Source organism: Nocardiopsis sp. YSL2, from assembly GCF_030555055.1.
In the GTDB taxonomy this organism is placed as follows: Bacteria; Actinomycetota; Actinomycetes; order Streptosporangiales; family Streptosporangiaceae; genus Nocardiopsis.
Genome location: NZ_JAMOAO010000001.1, coordinates 2752582 through 2769562, shown reverse-complemented (window position 1 = coordinate 2769562; position 16981 = coordinate 2752582). Strand labels below are relative to the sequence as shown.

The window sequence follows — 16981 nt, the reverse complement described above, 5'->3', positions numbered from 1 at the left end:
ATCCGGACGATGCCGGTGGAGGCTTCCCATGACCGCTGAACCCTACGTCGTCCGCCTCGACGAGGTGGGCCTGGCCGACCTCGCCCGGGTGGGCGGCAAGAACGCCTCGCTCGGGGAGATGATCCGGTACCTCTCAGGCGAGGGGATCGCCGTGCCGGGAGGCTTCGCCACCACGGCCGCCGCCTACCGGCACTTCCTCGAGACCAACCGGATCACGGACCTGGTCGCCGACCAGGTCGGACGCCTGGCCCGGGGAGCCCCGATCCCCGAGGTCGGGGCCGCCGTGCGCGGGCTCGTCCTTGCCGGGGACTTCCCCGATGATCTGCGGACCGCGGTGCTGGACGCCTACGCCGACCTGGCGGCGGCGGGGCGGGACCACCGCTCCGGTGTCGCGGTGCGCAGCAGCGCGACCGCCGAGGACCTCCCCGGAGCCAGCTTCGCCGGACAGCAGGACAGTTTCCTCAACGTCGTGGGCGGCGAGGCACTGCTGGAGGCGTGCAAGCGCTGCTACGCGTCCCTGTTCACCGACCGGGCCATCGGCTACCGCCGGGACCAGGGCTTCGACCACCTGTCCATCGCCCTGTCGGTCGGAGTCCAGCCCATGGTCCGGGCCGACCTCGCCTGCGCGGGCGTCGCCTTCACCGTGGACACCGAAACCGGTTTTCCGCACAGCGCGGTGGTCAGCGCCGCCTTCGGGCTCGGCGAGGGAATCGTGAGCGGAGCGGTCGACCCCGACCAGTACACCGTCTTCAAACCCGCGCTGGACACCCCCGACCTGGTCCCCGTCATCTCCCGGAGCCTCGGGGACAAGGCGCAGCGGACCGTCTACGCCGAGGACGGCCAGGGTGTGCGGGCGGTGCCCACGAGCCCCGGGGAACGGAGCGCGTGGGCGCTCGGCACCGACGAAGTGCTCACCCTGGCGCGGTGGGCGGTGGCCATCGAGGACCACTACGGCACCCCGATGGACATCGAATGGGCCAAGGACGGTCCGGACGGCGGCCTCTTCGTGGTCCAGGCCAGGCCGGAGACCGTGCACTCCCACCGGTCCACCGCCTCCATACGCCAGTACCGGTTGACCGAAGCAGGCGAACCCCTGGTCACCGGGCAGGCCGTGGGGGACGCGATCGGCGCCGGACCCGCGTGCGTACTGCGCGGCCCTGAGGACATCCCCCGGTTCCGGCCCGGATCGGTGCTCGTCACCGCCGTCACGGCCCCCGACTGGGAGCCGGTGATGAAGCAGGCGGCGGCCATCGTGACCGACCACGGGGGCCGCACCTCGCACGCGGCCATCGTCAGCCGAGAGCTGGGACTGCCCGCCGTCGTGGGAACCGGTGGAGCCACCCGGCTCATCAGGCCCGGACAGGACCTCACCGTCTCCTGTGCCCAAGGCGGTGTCGGCCGCGTCTACCCCGGCCTGCTCGAGTACGAGAGCCGTGAGGTCGACATGGACGCCATCCCGGCCACCCGCACCGCCGTACGCCTCAACCTGGCCGACCCCGACGCGGCGCTTCGCTGGTGGCGCCTCCCCGCCGACGGGGCCGGGCTGGTGCGCACCGAGTTCGTGGTCGGCACCCTCATCGGGGTCCATCCCATGGCCCTCCTGCACCCGGAAGGACTGGACGCGGCCGACCGCGAACGCGTCGCCGAGGCGGCGTCGGGATATGCCGACGGCCCGGAGTTCTTCGTCGACCGCCTGGCACAGGGGATCGCCGTGATCGCGGCCTCGCGCTGGCCGAGCCCGGTCCTCGTGCGCATGAGCGATTTCAAGTCCAACGAGTACGCGCGCCTGCTCGGCGGTGGACCGTTCGAACCCCGCGAGGAGAACCCCATGATCGGCTGGCGGGGGGCCAGCCGGTACCACAGCCCTGGCTATCGGGAGGCTTTCGCCCTGGAGTGCCGCGCCATCACGCGCGTGCGCACCGTCATGGGACTGGGCAACGTCGAGGTGATGATCCCGTTCTGCCGGACCCCGGCCGAGGCCGACCTGGTGCTGTCGGCCATGGGGGAGTCGGGTCTGCGCCGCGGTGACGGCGGCCTGCGCGTGCATGTGATGGCGGAGATCCCCGCCAACGTCATCCTCGCCGCCGAGTTCGCTGAGCGCTTCGATGGATTCTCCATCGGCAGCAACGACCTCACCCAGTTGACCCTGGGCGTGGACCGTGATTCCGCTCTGCTCGCGGACGTGTTCGACGAGCGGGATCCGGCGGTGGTGCGCAGCATCGAGCGCCTGATCACCGACGCCCACGCGGCCGGTCGGCCCGTGGGGCTGTGCGGGCAGAGGCCCGGCGACGACCCGGCGTACGCCGGGCTCCTGGTCGAGGCCGGGATCGACTCGGTGTCGGTGGCGCCGGACGGCTTCCTCGCGGTCAAGGAGAACGTCGCCGCGGCCGAGCGGAGACGGAACCCCTGAGCCGCGTATGGCGGCGCCGCACCCTACTGCTCGGACCCGTCCAGCTACTGCTCGGACCCGTCCAGGTCAAGGGACTGGCCCGCCAGGGCCCCGCCGTCCACCAGGAACTCGCACCCCGTGGAGTAGGTCGCCAGGGTGGCGACGAAGTGCACCATTCGCGCCACCTCCTCGACGTCCCCGAAACGGGGGATCGGCTGCCCCGCGGCCACCGAGTCGTCCATCCCCTCCGTCATCGGAGTGCGGATCGGCCCCGGGTGGACCGAGCACACGCGGATGCCGTCAGCGGCGAACTCCAGCGCCGCGGTCCTCGTCAGCCCGCGCACCGCCCACTTGCTCGCAACGTAGGCACCCAGGTTCGCGTAGCCCTGCAGTCCGGCCGTCGAGGACAGGTTGACGATCGCAGCGCCCGGAACACCGCGCAGCAGCGGGAGGGCCGCGCGCATGCCCAGCCAGGTGCCGACCAGATTGACGTCGAGCACCCGACGCAGTTCCTTCTCCTCCTGGGCCTCGATCGGAGCCACGGCCAGGATCCCGGCGTTGTTGACCAGTACGGTGAGGTGACCCGTCCAGCGGTGGCACAGCTCGGCCGCGGCGCCCCAGTCCGAGGCCGAGGTCACGTCCACGTGGACGTACCGGGCACCTCCGCCGAGCGCGGCGGCCGTCCGGGCCCCCTCGTCGTCGAGGACGTCGGCGATCAGCACGGCCCACCCCTGCCCCGCGAAGGTGCGGGCCACGGCGGCGCCGATGCCCCGCGCACCGCCGGTGACCATGACGGTGTTCTCCTGAGCCCTGGCGTCCATGGTGTCCTCCGAACGTGGCCGGGCCGATGGCGTCCTCGGAACGCGAGCCCGAGGCCGGCCTTCAGTAGCGGCTCCCGCCTCCCCGCCGGCCTTCGGGTCGACGCGCCACGATCTCCATCGTTCTGGGCTGCCCCTCCTTCGATGGTCGCTCCCTGTCCCCTGTGGTGCGAGCGTCGTACGTCCTCGGGCGCGGGTTCCTTGGTCCCCGGGTGGGGCGTGCCTCGCCGCGCGCCACCGACGCCGTTCTCTCCTCGAGCCGGATCTCGATGGGCGCACGTCCCGACGGCGGCACGGTGAACCCCACGTCGCACTGGCCGACGTACGGACGCACGCCCTCGTTCCCGGACGGCGTGCAGGTCCGCTCTGCGCCGGCCGCGCCCGCGCCGTCGGCAGGCGCACCACAAGCCGTGTGCCCGCCGACGGTCGGGGCGGCCGTCACATCGTGAGGGCGTCCTCGAACTCCCCGGCACGCTCCGGGCACATGTGCTCGATACCGATCCGCAGGGCCTCGGAATCGCCGCCCTCGCTGAGGAAGCCGAACACGAACAGGGCCGGGTCCTCGGCCTCGCACGCGGACTCCATCGTGGCGGTGACGTCGTCCATGTCGTCGGCCACCGAGATGCCTTGGTCCTCCAGGGCCTGGCGGTGGGCGTCCTGGTCGTAGGCGTTGCCCGAACAGGCCGTCGCCGTGAGCAGGCCGACGGTGGCGGTCAGGGGAAGAACGGCGCGCATGGAATGACTCCTCGCCTCGGGGGATGGCCAGGTTGGACGCGCCCCGCGCCCTGACGGTTGACCACACCGGACACACGGATCACCGTGGCACCGATGTTGGGCGTTGGCACAGAGATCTGCTAACAGCCGGTGATAAGCGCAGATCAGTGGGTATCGTTTCATTACGAAACGTGACGCCTCCCCTACTCTCCCTTCCTTCCGCCCTGGAGGCCCCATGCCCGAACCCGACAAGCTTCAGTGGCGAAGCGACTTCGGATGGTCACCGTACTCGCCCGCTTCGTGGGCCAACCCCCGCTCCGGGTTGGTCATCCACTACGACAGCACCGACCAGGGACTGGCCGGGGAACCGCACGCTGCGTGCGTCTCGTACTGGCAGAGGACACGCGCCTTCCACACCGGGCCGAGCCGGGGCTGGGCCGATATCGGCTACTGCGTGGACGAGGCCACCGAGATCCTCACCGAGGACGGGTGGAGGAACTTCCGTCAGATCGAGGAGGGCGTCGTCGTCCTCACCCTGGACCACGAGACCGGCATGTCTCAGTGGCAGCCGATCGAGGCCGTGAACGTCTTTCCGGCGAAGCCGCGCGAACTGGTCCGTATGGCGGGCCGGGAACACTCCTCCCTGACCACCGCTCAGCACCGCTGGCCGGTTGAACGCTACTCCCGGCGGACCGGAACCCGGCGTCGGACGTCAGCCGACGGCAGGTGGGCCGGTACAGGCCGGCCCGAGCGCACGCGGCAAGGGCATGAGCGTGTGTGGGCGACCACGGACAGCCTCACCCTCCGGGACCGCATCCCCCTCTCTGCTCCGTGCGACGACCTGCCGACCGGTCCGAAGTGGTCGGATGCCCTCGTCGAACTGGTGGCGTGGTTCTGGGCCGAAGGGCAGAGGACGCCGCAGAGCCGGAGCCGCCTCCCCGGCACCGGCGTGGTCATCGACCGCTCGGACGCCGAGAACCCGGAGCACGTGGCCCGGATCAGGGGCGCGCTGCACGTCCTCCTCGGCCCGCCATGCCGATCCCTGCCTCGATCGGACGGCGGGTCGGACGGTCTCCCCCGGTGGTGGGAGGCCCGAGACCGGCACCTGACCGAGTTCCACCTGTCGGTGGACGCAGGCGCCCTGATACTCGAACAGGCACCCGATCGCGTTCCCACGTACGCTTTTCTGCGTTCCCTGACCCGGGCCCAACTCGATCTGTTCATCGCCGTCTCCCTCATGGCCGACGGCCACACCGACCGAACGGTCGACGAGCGGGCACTCAGCCGGAACAGCAGGGAGGCCGCGGAGGCGTTCCAGTTCGCGGCGACGCTGGCCGGACACGCGACGTCACTGCGTCGCCGTCCGCCCGACGCGTCCACGAACGACGACACGTGGGACGTCGGGCTGCGCCGAAGGACCCACTTCTCCCCCCGGGTGGCGGCCGCGAGGAAGTCGGTGTTCCGCATCTCTCGCGAGGCCTACGACGGCCACATCTGGTGCCCGACGACACCGAACGGCACCTGGCTGGCCCGACGGGAGGGGACGGTGTACTTCACAGGGAACTCCTTCATGTGCTGTGCGCACGGATACGTGATGGAGGGCCGCGGCCTGTTCCGCACCCAGGCCGCACAGCCGGGTGGGAACTCGACCTACTACTCGTGCACACTGGCGACAGGACCGAAGGACCCGATCACCGCCGCGCAGGTCAACGCGGTCCGCCAGCTGCGGGAATGGCTCATGGAACCGCGGTCGTCGATCGCCGGGACGGTCAGGGGCCACCGCGACTTCGTGGCCACCTCCTGCCCCGGGGAGAAGGCCTACGACATGGTGCGGGACGGCACGTTCCGCGCGGCGGCGCGGTGGGGCGACGAGGCACCCGACGCGGACGAACGCCCGGCGCCCGACCCTGACCCGCCCCGGCGACCCGAGCCGGGGACGGACGCACCTCCGTTCCCGTTGCCGCGCGGCCATGCCTTCGGCCCGAGGAGCGGGCCGGTCTGGCAGGTTAGCGGCTACTACTCGCACCGCGAGGACCTGCGCCGGTGGCAGCGCAGGATGCGCGACCGGGGCTGGATCATCACGCCCGACGGCCTGTACGGCGACCAGACCGAGGCGGTCACCAGAACATTCCAGGCTGAGAAGGACCTGGTGGACGACGGTCTGATCGGTGTTCGGACCTGGGCGGCCGCCTGGACCGCACCCATCACCTGACCGGCTCGCGACGGTCACCGCCCCGGCTCACCCTCACGGCGGTGACCTCCTCGTCCGGCGGCCCCGGCTCGGGCTGCGGGCGACCGTCCTTCGAGAACGCCCACCAGGGCCGCGGCGACGCGGGCGACGGCGTGGTCGTCGTCGTGGGCCAGGTGGCGCAGGACCTCCAGCCCGGTGGTTCCCGCGAGCTCGACCAGCGCCTGGGTGAGGCGGATCCGCGTCGCGGAGTCAGCGGTGGGCGCGGCGAGTTCGTCGATCAGGGCGGCCGTGATCCGGTCCGCGCGCCCGGGGTCCTGGGACAGCGTTCCCAGGACCTCCGCGGCCTCCACGTCGTTGGCCCCCTCGACCACCATGCCGACCAGTGCGGGCACCGCCGCGGCCGCGCCCCGCCGGCCCAGAGCCAGAGCGGCGTGCCCGCGCACCGTCGGATCCGCGTCCCGCAGGGCGTCCGTGAGCACCGCGTCCGCCCCCGGGGCGTCGGCCATACCGGCGATCGCCAGCACCGCGCGCCGCCGGATGTCGACGTCCTCCGAGCGCGCTCCCGCCTCCAGCTCCGCCACGCCGCCGCCCGAACGGGCGACGGCCCACCGCAGGGCGCCCGCGACATGGGGGTCGGCCTCGGTCAGGACCGCCCTGGCCAACAGCTCGGCGGAAGCCGACACGTCGTCCGACCGGGCCAGGACGGCCTGCTGCCTGCGCCCGGCGCTGGGCGAGTCGAGTTCCCGCATGAGTTCGACGATGCGCAGGACGCCCTGCCAGCCGGTGGGCGTCGTCGCGTCGATCGCTCGGAGCCGCTCGAGCAATTCCCGTTCCCTCGCCAGACGGTCCTCCGTCCACCTGATGAGGTCGCTGACCAGAGCTGCCGGTGTGAAGGCCGGGTCCTCCAGGGCGCGCCCGATCTGCTTGAGGGAGAGCCCGAGGGACCGCAGGCTCTCCACGTGGAAGATCCTGCGGACGTCCTCGGCGGAGTACTCGCGGTAGCCACCGGCGGTGCGGCCCGTCGGCCGGACCAGTCCCAGGGCGTCGTAGTGCCGCAGCATCCGGCTGCTCACCCCGGAGAGACGGGCCACCTCGCCGATCAGCAATGCGCGGCCTCCGGCGACCCGTCCGCCTCCGGCGACCCGTCCGCCTCCGGCGACCCGTCGGCCTCCGGCGCCTCGGTACCGGCCGCCGTGGCCGCCACGGCGGCGGCAGCGGCCGCGGCTCGCCGGGGACCGAGTGTGTTCACGCGCTCCGCCTCCTCGATGGCCGCGTCGAAACCGGCCTCCGGGTCCCGCCGGAGCATCTCGGTGGCGCGGGCGTGCGCGGCCACCGCCGGGTCGGGGTGCCCGGCGGCCTCTTCCAGCGCGGGTTCCACGGCCTCACCGAGGTCGACGAGCGCCCGGCTCAGGCTCAGCCGCACCCCGCGGTCGCCACGACCGAGCTGCGAGACCAGTGCGTCGGCCAGGTCCCCCTTCTCGCGCTCGGGCACGAGCATGGCCGCGACGCGCCACGCGGTCCGCGCGACCTGGTCGTCGGCGTCGCGGAGCATGTCGCGGGTGATCCAGGGCCACGTGCTCCTGTCGCCGATCTTGGAGAGCAGATGCAGCGCCTGACCGCGGGCCTGGGGGCGCTCGGAGTCCAGCTCCTGGCAGATCCTGGGCAGAGTGATCTCCGGCGGGAGGCGGATCAGTGCCCAGGACAGCATGTCCCGCACGAAGAAGTCGGGCTCGACCGCGCAGCGCTCGATGAGCGTCTCCAGCAGTTCGGGGTCGGGGTTCGAGCCGACCGCCAGGGCCGCCTGGAGCCGGACCGAGGTGTCCTTGGCGGACAGGGCCTGGGCCGCGCGGGTGTTCGGGGTCGTGTTCATCGGGACCACCTCCTGCGCTCCAGTGAAGACCTTGTCACGGTGTCAAGGTCAAGTCCATGACCGATGGAGGGGGAACCCGCCGGTCACGGATCGCCCGATGGGGGTGCGCCCCGACGACGTGTCCTACGCGGACCGCCCGCGCCGGGCCGCGCCGTCTCGGGGCGCGTGCGGCGGGACCGCGGTCTGGGCGGAGACCGCTGGACCAGCGCCGCGAGCTGCGGGGTACCCTCGTCGAGCCAGTCGAACTCCACCTCGTGGGGCAGGGAACCCGGTGCGAACCCGGGACTGACGCGCAGCGGTGAGGGTGACGGGCGGGCACGCCCCGGGACGGTGTCCCGGGGCAGTCACTGGAGCGGTACGAGGCTCCGGGAAGGCGCTCCGCACCGATCGATCCCGAGTCCGAAGACCTGCTGGCGCTGGCGGTGACGGGCCGCCAGGTCAACCGGGTCCCGCGAAACGGGCCCCTGACCCGAAGGACGCACGTGTCCCCGAAGGATGTCCCCTCCGCCGATCCGCGCACCCCGCGTACGCGGCGCGACCGCTGCCCCGGCGCCCTGCGCCCGTGGCCCGCCGACGACGGGCTGCTCGTCCGGCTCCGGCTCGTCGGCGGCCGGCTGCCCGCGAGCACGCTGCGCGACGTGGCGGCCGTGGCCGCCGAGTTCGGCGACGGCCGGGTCCGCGTGACCGGCCGGGCCAACATCCAGCTGCGTGCCCTTCCCGGACACGACGGGCGGCTGACCCCCGAGGCGTTCCACGCGGTGGAGGGAACCGGTCTGCTGCCCTCGCCCGCCCATGAGCTGGTGCGCAACATCATGGCCTCGCCGTGCACCGGCCGCACCGGCGGACGCGCTGATCTGCGGCCGCTCGCCGCCGCACTGGACGGGCTGCTGTGCGCCGATCCGCGTCGGGCCGGGCTTCCGGGCCGGTTCCTGTTCGTCCTGGACGACGGGCGCGGTGACCTGGTCGAACGCTCCTGCGATCTGGGCCTGACGGCCCTTGACGCGCGGGTCGCCCAAGTGAGGGTCGGGGACGGCTGGGGCCCGGTCGTGCCGCTCGACGAGGCGCCGGGCGCGATCGTGCGACTCGCCGACGAGTTCCTGGCGCGGCGTGGCGAGGGCCCCTCGGCCGCGTGGCACGTCGCCGAGCTCCCGGCGCCGCTGACCGATCCGGTGCCCCCGGATCCGCGCCTGCCGGACGCCGCGCCACCGCTGCCGTACGGCCCGCTGGCCGGTGGCGGTCGCCACGTGCCGGTCCCCGACGCGGGCCTGGACCGGGCCGCCGCCGAGGCACTCGCCGAGGAGGCGCTCGCCGCCGGTGACGGAGAGCGCGGCGACCTCGTCGTCACGCCCTGGCGCGGCGTCCTCGTCCCCGGGCGGGCACAGTGACCACAGCGAACCGACCGAATCCATCTCACCGGCCGGGCCGACTCGACCAGCCGAGCGGCCCGGACCGACGTGAGCCCGCGAACCAGCCGGACCGACGTGAGCAGATGAACCAGCAGAACCGACCGGTGAGACCGGACGACCCGAACCGACCGGACGCGCCCGACGCATCGGACCGGAGGCACCGGCCGAGCCCGCCGAAGCGACCCGTCCGGCACTACGAGTACATCGACGACGGGCCCGCGATCTACGCCGACTCCTTCGCCATCATCCGGCGCGAGGCCCGGCTGGCGCACCTGCCCGCCAACGCCGAACGGCTCGCCGTGCGGATGATCCACGGCACCGGCCAGGTCGATCTGGCCGACGACCTCGTCGTCCACCCCGGCCTCGTCCCGGCGGCACGCGCCGCCCTCCGGGACGGCGCGCCGATCCTGTGCGACGCCACGATGGTCGCCACCGGAGTGACCGCGAACCGGCTGCCGCGGGGCAACGACGTGCTCTGCTTCCTCGGCGACGAGCGCGTCCCCGGCCTCGCCCGTGAGTGGGGCACCACCCGCACCGCGGCCGCGGTGTCGCTGTGGGAGCCCCTGCTCGAGGGCGCGGTCGTCGCCGTCGGCAACGCCCCCACCGCGCTCTTCCACCTGCTGGAGATGCTGGCCGACGGCGCCCCGCGCCCCGCCGCGATCGTCGGCTGCCCCGTCGGCTTCGTCGGGGCCGCCGAGTCCAAGCAGGCCCTGACCGAATTCGCCGAGCGGTTCGGCGTGGACGTCCCCTACGTGACCGCTCGCGGCCGCCGCGGAGGCTCCGCGATGACCTCGTCGGCCCTCAACGCACTCGCCAAGGAGGAGGAGTGACCGGTCGTTTCCACGGCGTCGGTGTCGGTCCCGGAGACCCCGAGCTGATCACCCTCAAGGCGGCCCGGCTCATCGCCGCCGCCGACGTCGTCGCCTACCACGCCGGCGTCGGCAAGCAGTCCAACGCCCGGCGTATCGCCCAGGAACTGATCCCTTCGTCGGCGGTCGAGGAGCAGCTCACCTACCCGGTGACCACCGGCGCGACCGACCACCCCGGTGGTTACGCGGGCGCGCTGGCCGACTTCTACGAGCAGTCCGCGTCCCGGCTGGCCGCCCACCTGGACGCCGGCCGCGACGTCGTGCTGCTCTCCGAGGGCGACCCCCTGTTCTACGGGTCGTACATGTACATGCACGACCGGCTCTCCGAGCGGTACGAGACGGAGGTCGTGCCGGGGGTTCCGGCGTTCGCAGCCGCCACGGCCGCGCCGCTGGCCCGGCAGACCGACGTGCTCACCGTGCTGCCCGGCACCCTGCCCGAACCCGAGCTGGCCCGCCGCCTGGCGGACACCGACGCGGCCGTGATCATGAAGCTGGGCCGGACCTTCCCGGCCGTCCGCCGCGCCCTGGAGGCCGCAGGACGACTGGAGCACGCGGAGTACGTGGAGCGGGCCTCGATGGCGTGCGAGCGGCGGATGCCGGTCTCGGAGGTCGACCCGGCGACGGTGCCCTACTTCTCGCTGGTGCTGGTCACCGGCGACAGCCGCAACGGCCGCCGGTCGCGGAGCGGCGCGCCGACACCCGCGGTCGCCGGATCCGCTGGGCAGGCCGCCCGGACCGGGGCGGCAGGGCAGGGCGGTACCGCGGAACGGGAAGGCGGCGCCGACCCCGCGGCGGCCGCGGAACGCGCGGGCGAAGTGCTGGTCGTGGGGCTGGGGCCCGGTCCCGAGCACTGGCTCACGCCCGAGGCCGCGACGGCGCTCGGCGAGGTGGGCCATGTCGTGGGCTACGGCCCCTACGTGGCCCGGGTCGCGCCGCGCCCCGGCCTCACCCGGCACGCGTCCGGCAACACCGTCGAACTCGACCGTGCCCGCCTCGCCCTGGACCTGGCCGCACGCGGCGAACGCGTCGCCGTGGTCTCGGGCGGTGACGCCGGGGTCTTCGGCATGGCCACGGCCGTGTTCGAGGCGGCCGAGGATCCCGCGTACCAGGACGTGCCGGTCCGAGTGCTGCCCGGGGTGAGCGCGGTGCAGGCGGTCGCGGCCCGGGCGGGCGCCCCCGTCGGCGGTGACTTCGCGGTGATGAGCCTCTCCGACCGACTGAAGCCGTGGGAGGTGATCGAGCGGCGGCTCCGCGCCGTCGCCGAGGCCGACCTGGCCCTGGCCGTCTACAACCCGGCCTCCCGGTCGCGGACCGAACAGGTCGTCAACGCCCGACGGATCCTGTTGGAGCACCGCAAGCCCGACACCGTGGTCGTCGTCGGCCGGGACGTCGGACGCGAGGGCGAGTCGCTGACGGTGACCACCCTCGCCGACCTCGATCCGGCCGCCATCGACATGCGCTGCCTGGTGATCGTCGGCGCGTCCGGCACCCGGGTCTCCGGTGCGGGGCGGGTCTGGACCCCCAGGTGGGTGAAGCCGTGACCGTGCACTTCGTGGGGGCGGGCCCCGGCGCCGCGGACCTGCTGACCGTGCGGGCGACGCGGATGCTCGCCGCGGCCGGCGTGGTGCTCTACCCCGGCACGTACCTGGACCCGGAGGTCCTCACCCACTGCGCGCCCGACGCCGACCTGGTGGACACCCAGGGCCTGGACCTCGACCGCATCACCGACCACCTGGTCGCCGCGCACGCCTCCGGGCGGGACGTCGTCCGGCTCACGTCCGGCGATCCGTCGATCTACTCGGCGCTGGCCGAACAGACGCGCCGGCTCGACGCGCACGGCGTCCCGTGGGACGTCACTCCGGGTGTGCCGGCGTACGCGGCCGCCTCGGCGCTGGTGGGGCGGGAGCTGACCGTGCCGCTGGTGGCGCAGTCGGTGGTGCTGACGCGGACCCGGGCGCGCTCGACGGCCATGCCGGAGACCGAGTCGCTGGGCGCCTTCGCGGCGACCCGGGCCACGCTGGTGCTGCACCTGGCGATCAGGCGGGTGCGGGAGCTGATGGCGGAGGTCGGTCCCGAGTACGGCGCCGACTGCCCGGTCGTGGTCGTCCACCGCGCCAGCCAGCCCGGTGAGGCCGTCCTGCGCGGCACGGTCGCCACCATCGCGGACGCGGTGGAGGAGGCCGGGTTCCGGCAGGCGGCGGTCGTGCTGGTGGGGTGGGCGCTGGACGCCCGCGAGGGTGGCGAGTCCTTCCTCTACGACCCGGCCCGGCCCAGGGGTGTGGACCCCGGCCGGTGACGCACCGGCCCGCCGCGGGAGTGGGGGCCGTGGCCCGCTGGGACCAGGACGGCGCGGTGCGTGGTGCCCCCGCGGTCCGGCACGGTCGGGAGCGGTGACGGTCAGTGCCCGGAGGCCAGGAACCACTGGGTGACCGTGCGGGCGGGTGCCCAGCCGGTGAACGTGCCGATGGGCGCGGCGGTCTCGACGGCGATCCGGGTGAGCTCGCCTCCGTGGCGCCGGTAGGCGTCCGCGAGCAGGTGCTCGGTCTCCAGCGTCACGCCGTGCACCACGAGCCGGCCGCCGGGCCTCAGCGCCCGCAGGCAGGTGTCCAGTACTCCCGGCCGGGTCGCGCCGCCGCCGACGAACACCGCGTCGGGAATGGGCAGCCCAGCCAGGGCGTCCGGTGCCCGGCCGGTCACGACCGACAGTCCCGGGACGCCGAGGCGGCCCGCGTTGCGGCCGATCCGGGCGGCGCGCTCGGGGTGGGACTCGACCGCTGTGGCGGTGCAGGTGGGATGGGCGCGCATCCACTCGATGCCGACCGAACCCGCACCCGCGCCCACATCCCACAGGTGCTCCCCCGGCGAGGGCGCCAGCCGGGCCAGGGCCGAGGCCCGCAGGTCGCGCTTGGTGAGCTGGCCGTCGTGCTCGAACGCCTCGTCCGGCAGGCCAGCGGCCAGGCCGTACCCGGGTGGGCCGACGAACTCCAGAGCGAGCACGTGGAGCGGGGACACGGGTCCCGGCGGGTCCGACAGCCAGTCGTCGGCCGTGGCCTCCAGCCGGGATTCCGATCCCGGTCCCGGTTCCGGTTCCGCGCCTGCGCCCGGCACCGGGTCCGATCCCGAACCCGCTCCCAGGTCGCCCAGGACGGTCATCCGGCTGGCCCCGTAGCCGGCATCCGCCAACAGGGCCGCGACCGCCGCGGGGGTCCGCCCGTCGGAGGACAGTACGAGGACCCGGCGGCCGGGAGCCAGTTGCCGCAGGACCAGGCGCGGGTCGCGCCCGACCAGGCTCACCACCGCGCAGCGCTCGGCGGGCCAGCCCATGCGGGCCCGGGCCAGAGCGACCGAGGACACGGCCGGTTCCACCCGCACCGCCCCGGCCCCCAGCAGATCGACGAGTGTGGTGCCGATCCCGGAGACGAACGGATCACCGGACGCGAGGGCCACGGTGGCGGCGTCGTCGAGCGCGAGGGAGCCCAGCAGATCCGGCAGTCCCTCCCGGAGGGGCGAGGGCCAGGCCGCCCGGCGCTGTCCGGGCCGCTCCGGCAGCATGGCCAGGTGCCGGTGGCCGCCCAGGACCACATCCGCGTCGAGGATGAGCCGACGAAGCCGCTCCGGTACACCGGGCCAGCCGTCGGCACCGACGCCGACGACGGTGATCCGGGGTTCGGTGGGAGGGGGAGGGTCGGCCTGCATGGCCTCGACGCTATCGTGGCCACAGGCACGAGGTGCCCCTACGGCCCAACCATCGGAAAGGGTGGGGACGGCGGAAGGGGAGAATCTGGGAAGCCCGGTGAGATTCCGGCACAGGCCCGCTGCGGTGAACCGAGCCTCCGTGAGGGAGGACTCGGCAAGTCCGAAGACCGGCCTCGCGCCCGTCCTTACGGATGGCGACACGAGCGGGAGCCTCACATGCCATGGGTGCCATCGCACTACCCCTTCTCCGCGATCGTCGGCTGCGACGCCGACGACCTCGACGACCTGGGCCTGTCCCTCGTCCTCAGCAGCCTCTCGCCGGAGATCGGCGGTGTCCTGGTACGCGGTGAGAAGGGCACGGCCAAGTCCACCGCCGTACGAGCCCTGGCCTCCCTCCTCCCGCCCATCGAGGTCTACCAGGGCGACCGCTTCTCCGTGGACCCCGCCGACACCGCCCAGCGCTCCCCGGACGGCCCGTTCGGGCCGGGAACGGCCGTGGAGAGCAGGCCGGTCCGGCTCGTCGAACTCCCGGTCGGCGCCACCGAGGACCGCGTGCTCGGCTCCCTGCACCTGGAGCAGGCGCTCACGCACGGCCAGGTGGCCTACGAACCCGGCCTGCTCGCCCGCTCCCACCGGGGTCTGCTGTACGTCGACGAGGTCAACCTGCTCCACGACCACCTCGTGGACCTCCTCCTGGACGCCGCCGCGACCGGCCGCGTGACCGTGGAGCGCGACGGGTTCTCCGTCGAGCACGCCGCCCGGTTCCTGCTCATCGGCACGATGAACCCCGAGGAGGGCGAGCTGCGCCCGCAGCTCCTGGACCGGTTCGGGCTCACCGTCGAGATCGCCGCGCCGCGTGACCCCGCGTCGCGGGCCGAGGTGGTGCGCAGGCGCATGGCCTACGATGCGGACCCGGTCGCCTTCTCGGCCCGCTTCCACGAGGCGGAGAAGGCGCTCGCCGAACGCATCGCCGAGGCCAGGGAGCTGCTCGGCCGGGTGCTGCTGTCCGAGGCGGCGCTGCTGAAGATCGCCGAGGTGTGCGCGGCGTTCGGGGTGGACGGCCTGCGGGCCGACATCGTCACCGCGCGCACGGCGGTGGCGCACGCGGCCTGGGCGGGCCGCACCTCGGTCACGCTGGCCGACATCCGCCGTGCCGCCCTGCTCGCCCTTCCGCACCGGCGCCGCCGCAACCCGTTCGACGCTCCGGGGCTCGACGAGGACCTCCTCGACCGGGTGCTGGGGGATGAGGAGCCGCCGCCCGACCCGACCGACCCGCCGGAGGGCGACGGGTCGGATGGGACGGATGGTGCGGAGAGCACGGAAGGGACGGAGGAGTCGGCGGAGACGGAAGGGCCTTCGGACGCCGGAGAGCAGCCCCCGCCCGCGCCCGACGGCCCCGCCGACGGCGGGGCCGGTCCCGAGGCGTCCGCTGACGACCGGGGCGACCCGGCCGAGCCCGGCGACGGGACGCACGACGCACCGACCGAGGAGGAGGCCCCCTCTCCCGGACGGGACGGCTCCGACGGGCGGGACGACGGCACCGGCTCGTCGGTCCTGGCCAAGGCGACCGCTCCCTACCGGCCCCGGACGCTCACCGTGCGGGGCACGGGAGAGGGCGCCGACGGCAGGCGCAGCCGGGCCATCGGCACCCGGGGCCGCCGGATCGGCGCGACCCCGCCCGGCCAGGGGCCCGGCACCTCGCTCCACCTGGTCGAGACCGTGCGCGCCGCCGCGTCCCGGCCGCGGGGCGGCGAACCGCCCCAAGGCGGAGGCCGGCTGCGGATCCAGCCCCGTGACCTGCGCGTCGCGGTGCGCGAGGGCCAGGAGACCAACCTGATCCTCTTCTGCGTGGACGCGTCCGGGTCGATGGCGGCGCGCAAGCGCATGACCGAGGTCAAGACCGCGGTCCTGTCCCTCCTCCTGGACGCCTACCGGCGCCGCGACAAGGTCGGCCTGGTCACCTTCCGGGGCCGGAGCGCCGAACTCGCTCTGCCGCCCACCCGTTCCGTCGACGTGGCCGCGGCCCGACTCGACGACCTGCCCGCCGGCGGCCGTACCCCGATCGCCGAGGGGCTGGTGGAGGCGGCTCGCGTCCTCCAGCGCGAGCGGCTGCGGGACCCGAAGCTGCGCCCGCTCCTGGTCGTGGTCACCGATGGCCGGGCCACGGGGGGCTCGGGCGCCGTGGGGCGGGCGATGAGCGCCGCCGACCACGTCGCGGGCCTGGGCGTGGCCACCGTCGTGGTGGACGGCGAGTCCGGTCCGATGCGTCTGGGCCTGGCCGCCACCCTCGCCGCCCGGCTGGGAGCCGACCACGTACCCGTCAGTGAAGTCAGCGCCGACGCGCTGGGCAGCGCCGTACGAGAGAGGGCCGCCTGATGCCTCAAGGACAACCGCTCGTCGTCCCCGACGACGGACTCACCACGCGGCAGCGCCGCAACCAGCCGCTGTTCGCCGTCCACACCGGCGACGGGAAGGGCAAGTCGACCGCCGCGTTCGGTCTCGCGCTGCGCGGCTGGAACCAGGGCTGGCGGATCGGCGTGTTCCAGTTCGTCAAGTCGGCGAAGTGGCGCATCGGCGAGCAGACCGTCCTGGAGCGCCTGGGCGAGCTGCACGAGGAGACCGGCGAGGGCGGCCCGGTCGAGTGGCACAAGATGGGTTCGGGCTGGTCGTGGATCCGTCGGAAGGACGGGACGGAGGACCACGCGGCGGCGGCCGTGGAGGGCTGGGCGGAGATCAGGCGCCGGCTCGCCGACCAGACGCACGACCTGCTCATCCTCGACGAGTTCACCTACCCGATCGCCTGGGGCTGGGTCGACGCCGACGAGGTCGTCGCGGCCCTGCGGGACCGTCCCGGCCGACAGCACGTGGTGATCACCGGACGGCGCGCCGATCCGCGGCTGCTGGAGGCCGCGGACCTCGTCACGGAGATGACGAAGGTGAAGCACCCGATGGACGCCGGGAGGAAGGGCCAGCGAGGGATCGAGTGGTGATGTCCCCCGGGGGTTCCGGGGCGCCGGGAGCGGCGGCG

General features: G+C 73.9%; 13 protein-coding genes and 2 riboswitches. Of the genes, 8 read left to right on the top strand and 5 right to left on the bottom strand.

What is annotated here, in order from left to right:
- Positions 1 to 28 precede the first annotated feature (28 nt).
- Entirely contained in the window at positions 29 to 2410 is a 2382-nt protein-coding gene (gene ppsA, locus M1P99_RS12010; RefSeq protein ID WP_304452725.1) for a phosphoenolpyruvate synthase, read from the top strand.
- A 44-nt stretch (positions 2411 to 2454) separates the two neighbouring features.
- Here the strand turns inward: ppsA and M1P99_RS12005 are convergent, their stop codons facing one another.
- Both M1P99_RS12005 and M1P99_RS12000 read right to left on the bottom strand, forming a co-directional pair.
- Positions 2455 to 3210, bottom strand: a complete 756-nt coding sequence (locus M1P99_RS12005; RefSeq protein ID WP_304452724.1) for an SDR family NAD(P)-dependent oxidoreductase — start codon at positions 3208 to 3210, stop codon at positions 2455 to 2457.
- A gap of 435 nt (positions 3211 to 3645) precedes the next feature.
- Entirely contained in the window at positions 3646 to 3942 is a 297-nt protein-coding gene (locus tag M1P99_RS12000) for a hypothetical protein (RefSeq protein WP_304452723.1), read from the bottom strand.
- Between the two features lie 214 nt (positions 3943 to 4156).
- On the opposite strand from M1P99_RS12000, the gene M1P99_RS11995 reads away from it, so the two are divergent.
- Positions 4157 to 6133 carry a peptidoglycan-binding protein gene (locus tag M1P99_RS11995; protein WP_304452722.1) on the top strand — a complete coding sequence of 659 codons (1977 nt, stop codon included), beginning with the start codon at positions 4157 to 4159 and terminating at the stop codon, positions 6131 to 6133.
- A 14-nt stretch (positions 6134 to 6147) separates the two neighbouring features.
- Here the strand turns inward: M1P99_RS11995 and M1P99_RS11990 are convergent, their stop codons facing one another.
- Both M1P99_RS11990 and M1P99_RS11985 read right to left on the bottom strand, forming a co-directional pair.
- Positions 6148 to 7218, bottom strand: coding sequence for a MerR family transcriptional regulator (locus M1P99_RS11990; protein ID WP_304452721.1), 1071 nt, complete (start codon positions 7216 to 7218; stop codon positions 6148 to 6150).
- On the bottom strand, positions 7212 to 7982 hold the full coding sequence (locus tag M1P99_RS11985; RefSeq protein WP_304452720.1) for a HEAT repeat domain-containing protein: 771 nt from the start codon (positions 7980 to 7982) through the stop codon (positions 7212 to 7214). The genes M1P99_RS11990 and M1P99_RS11985 overlap by 7 nt, the downstream gene beginning before the upstream one ends.
- Before the next feature lie 220 nt (positions 7983 to 8202).
- Positions 8203 to 8412: riboswitch (cobalamin riboswitch) on the top strand.
- A 52-nt stretch (positions 8413 to 8464) separates the two neighbouring features.
- Between M1P99_RS11985 and M1P99_RS11980 the strand changes: the two genes are divergently transcribed.
- The 4 genes from M1P99_RS11980 (at position 8465) to M1P99_RS11965 (ending at position 12553) form a co-directional block, all read left to right on the top strand.
- Positions 8465 to 9367 carry a nitrite reductase gene (locus M1P99_RS11980; protein WP_304452719.1) on the top strand — a complete coding sequence of 301 codons (903 nt, stop codon included), beginning with the start codon at positions 8465 to 8467 and terminating at the stop codon, positions 9365 to 9367.
- 104 nt (positions 9368 to 9471) lie between these two features.
- Positions 9472 to 10218 carry a precorrin-8X methylmutase gene (locus tag M1P99_RS11975; RefSeq protein ID WP_304452718.1) on the top strand — a complete coding sequence of 249 codons (747 nt, stop codon included), beginning with the start codon at positions 9472 to 9474 and terminating at the stop codon, positions 10216 to 10218.
- Entirely contained in the window at positions 10215 to 11798 is a 1584-nt protein-coding gene (locus M1P99_RS11970; protein ID WP_304452717.1) for a precorrin-2 C(20)-methyltransferase, read from the top strand. The genes M1P99_RS11975 and M1P99_RS11970 overlap by 4 nt, the downstream gene beginning before the upstream one ends.
- Entirely contained in the window at positions 11783 to 12553 is a 771-nt protein-coding gene (locus tag M1P99_RS11965; RefSeq protein WP_304452716.1) for a cobalt-precorrin-4/precorrin-4 C(11)-methyltransferase, read from the top strand. Before M1P99_RS11970 ends, M1P99_RS11965 begins: the two co-directional genes overlap by 16 nt.
- 101 nt (positions 12554 to 12654) lie before the next feature.
- On the opposite strand, the gene cbiE is transcribed toward M1P99_RS11965, so the two are convergent.
- Positions 12655 to 13953, bottom strand: coding sequence for a precorrin-6y C5,15-methyltransferase (decarboxylating) subunit CbiE (gene cbiE, locus M1P99_RS11960; protein WP_304452715.1), 1299 nt, complete (start codon positions 13951 to 13953; stop codon positions 12655 to 12657).
- 28 nt (positions 13954 to 13981) lie between these two features.
- A riboswitch (cobalamin riboswitch) is annotated at positions 13982 to 14129 on the top strand.
- Positions 14130 to 14169: 40 nt separating this feature from the next.
- Here cbiE and M1P99_RS11955 point away from each other — a divergent pair.
- Both M1P99_RS11955 and cobO read left to right on the top strand, forming a co-directional pair.
- A complete protein-coding gene (locus M1P99_RS11955) occupies positions 14170 to 16329 on the top strand; it encodes a VWA domain-containing protein (protein ID WP_304452714.1) in 2160 nt (719 codons plus the stop codon).
- Positions 16329 to 16943: a cob(I)yrinic acid a,c-diamide adenosyltransferase gene (gene cobO, locus M1P99_RS11950; protein ID WP_304452713.1), complete on the top strand. Its 615-nt coding sequence runs from the start codon at positions 16329 to 16331 to the stop codon at positions 16941 to 16943. The genes M1P99_RS11955 and cobO overlap by 1 nt, the downstream gene beginning before the upstream one ends.
- Positions 16944 to 16981 lie beyond the last annotated feature (38 nt).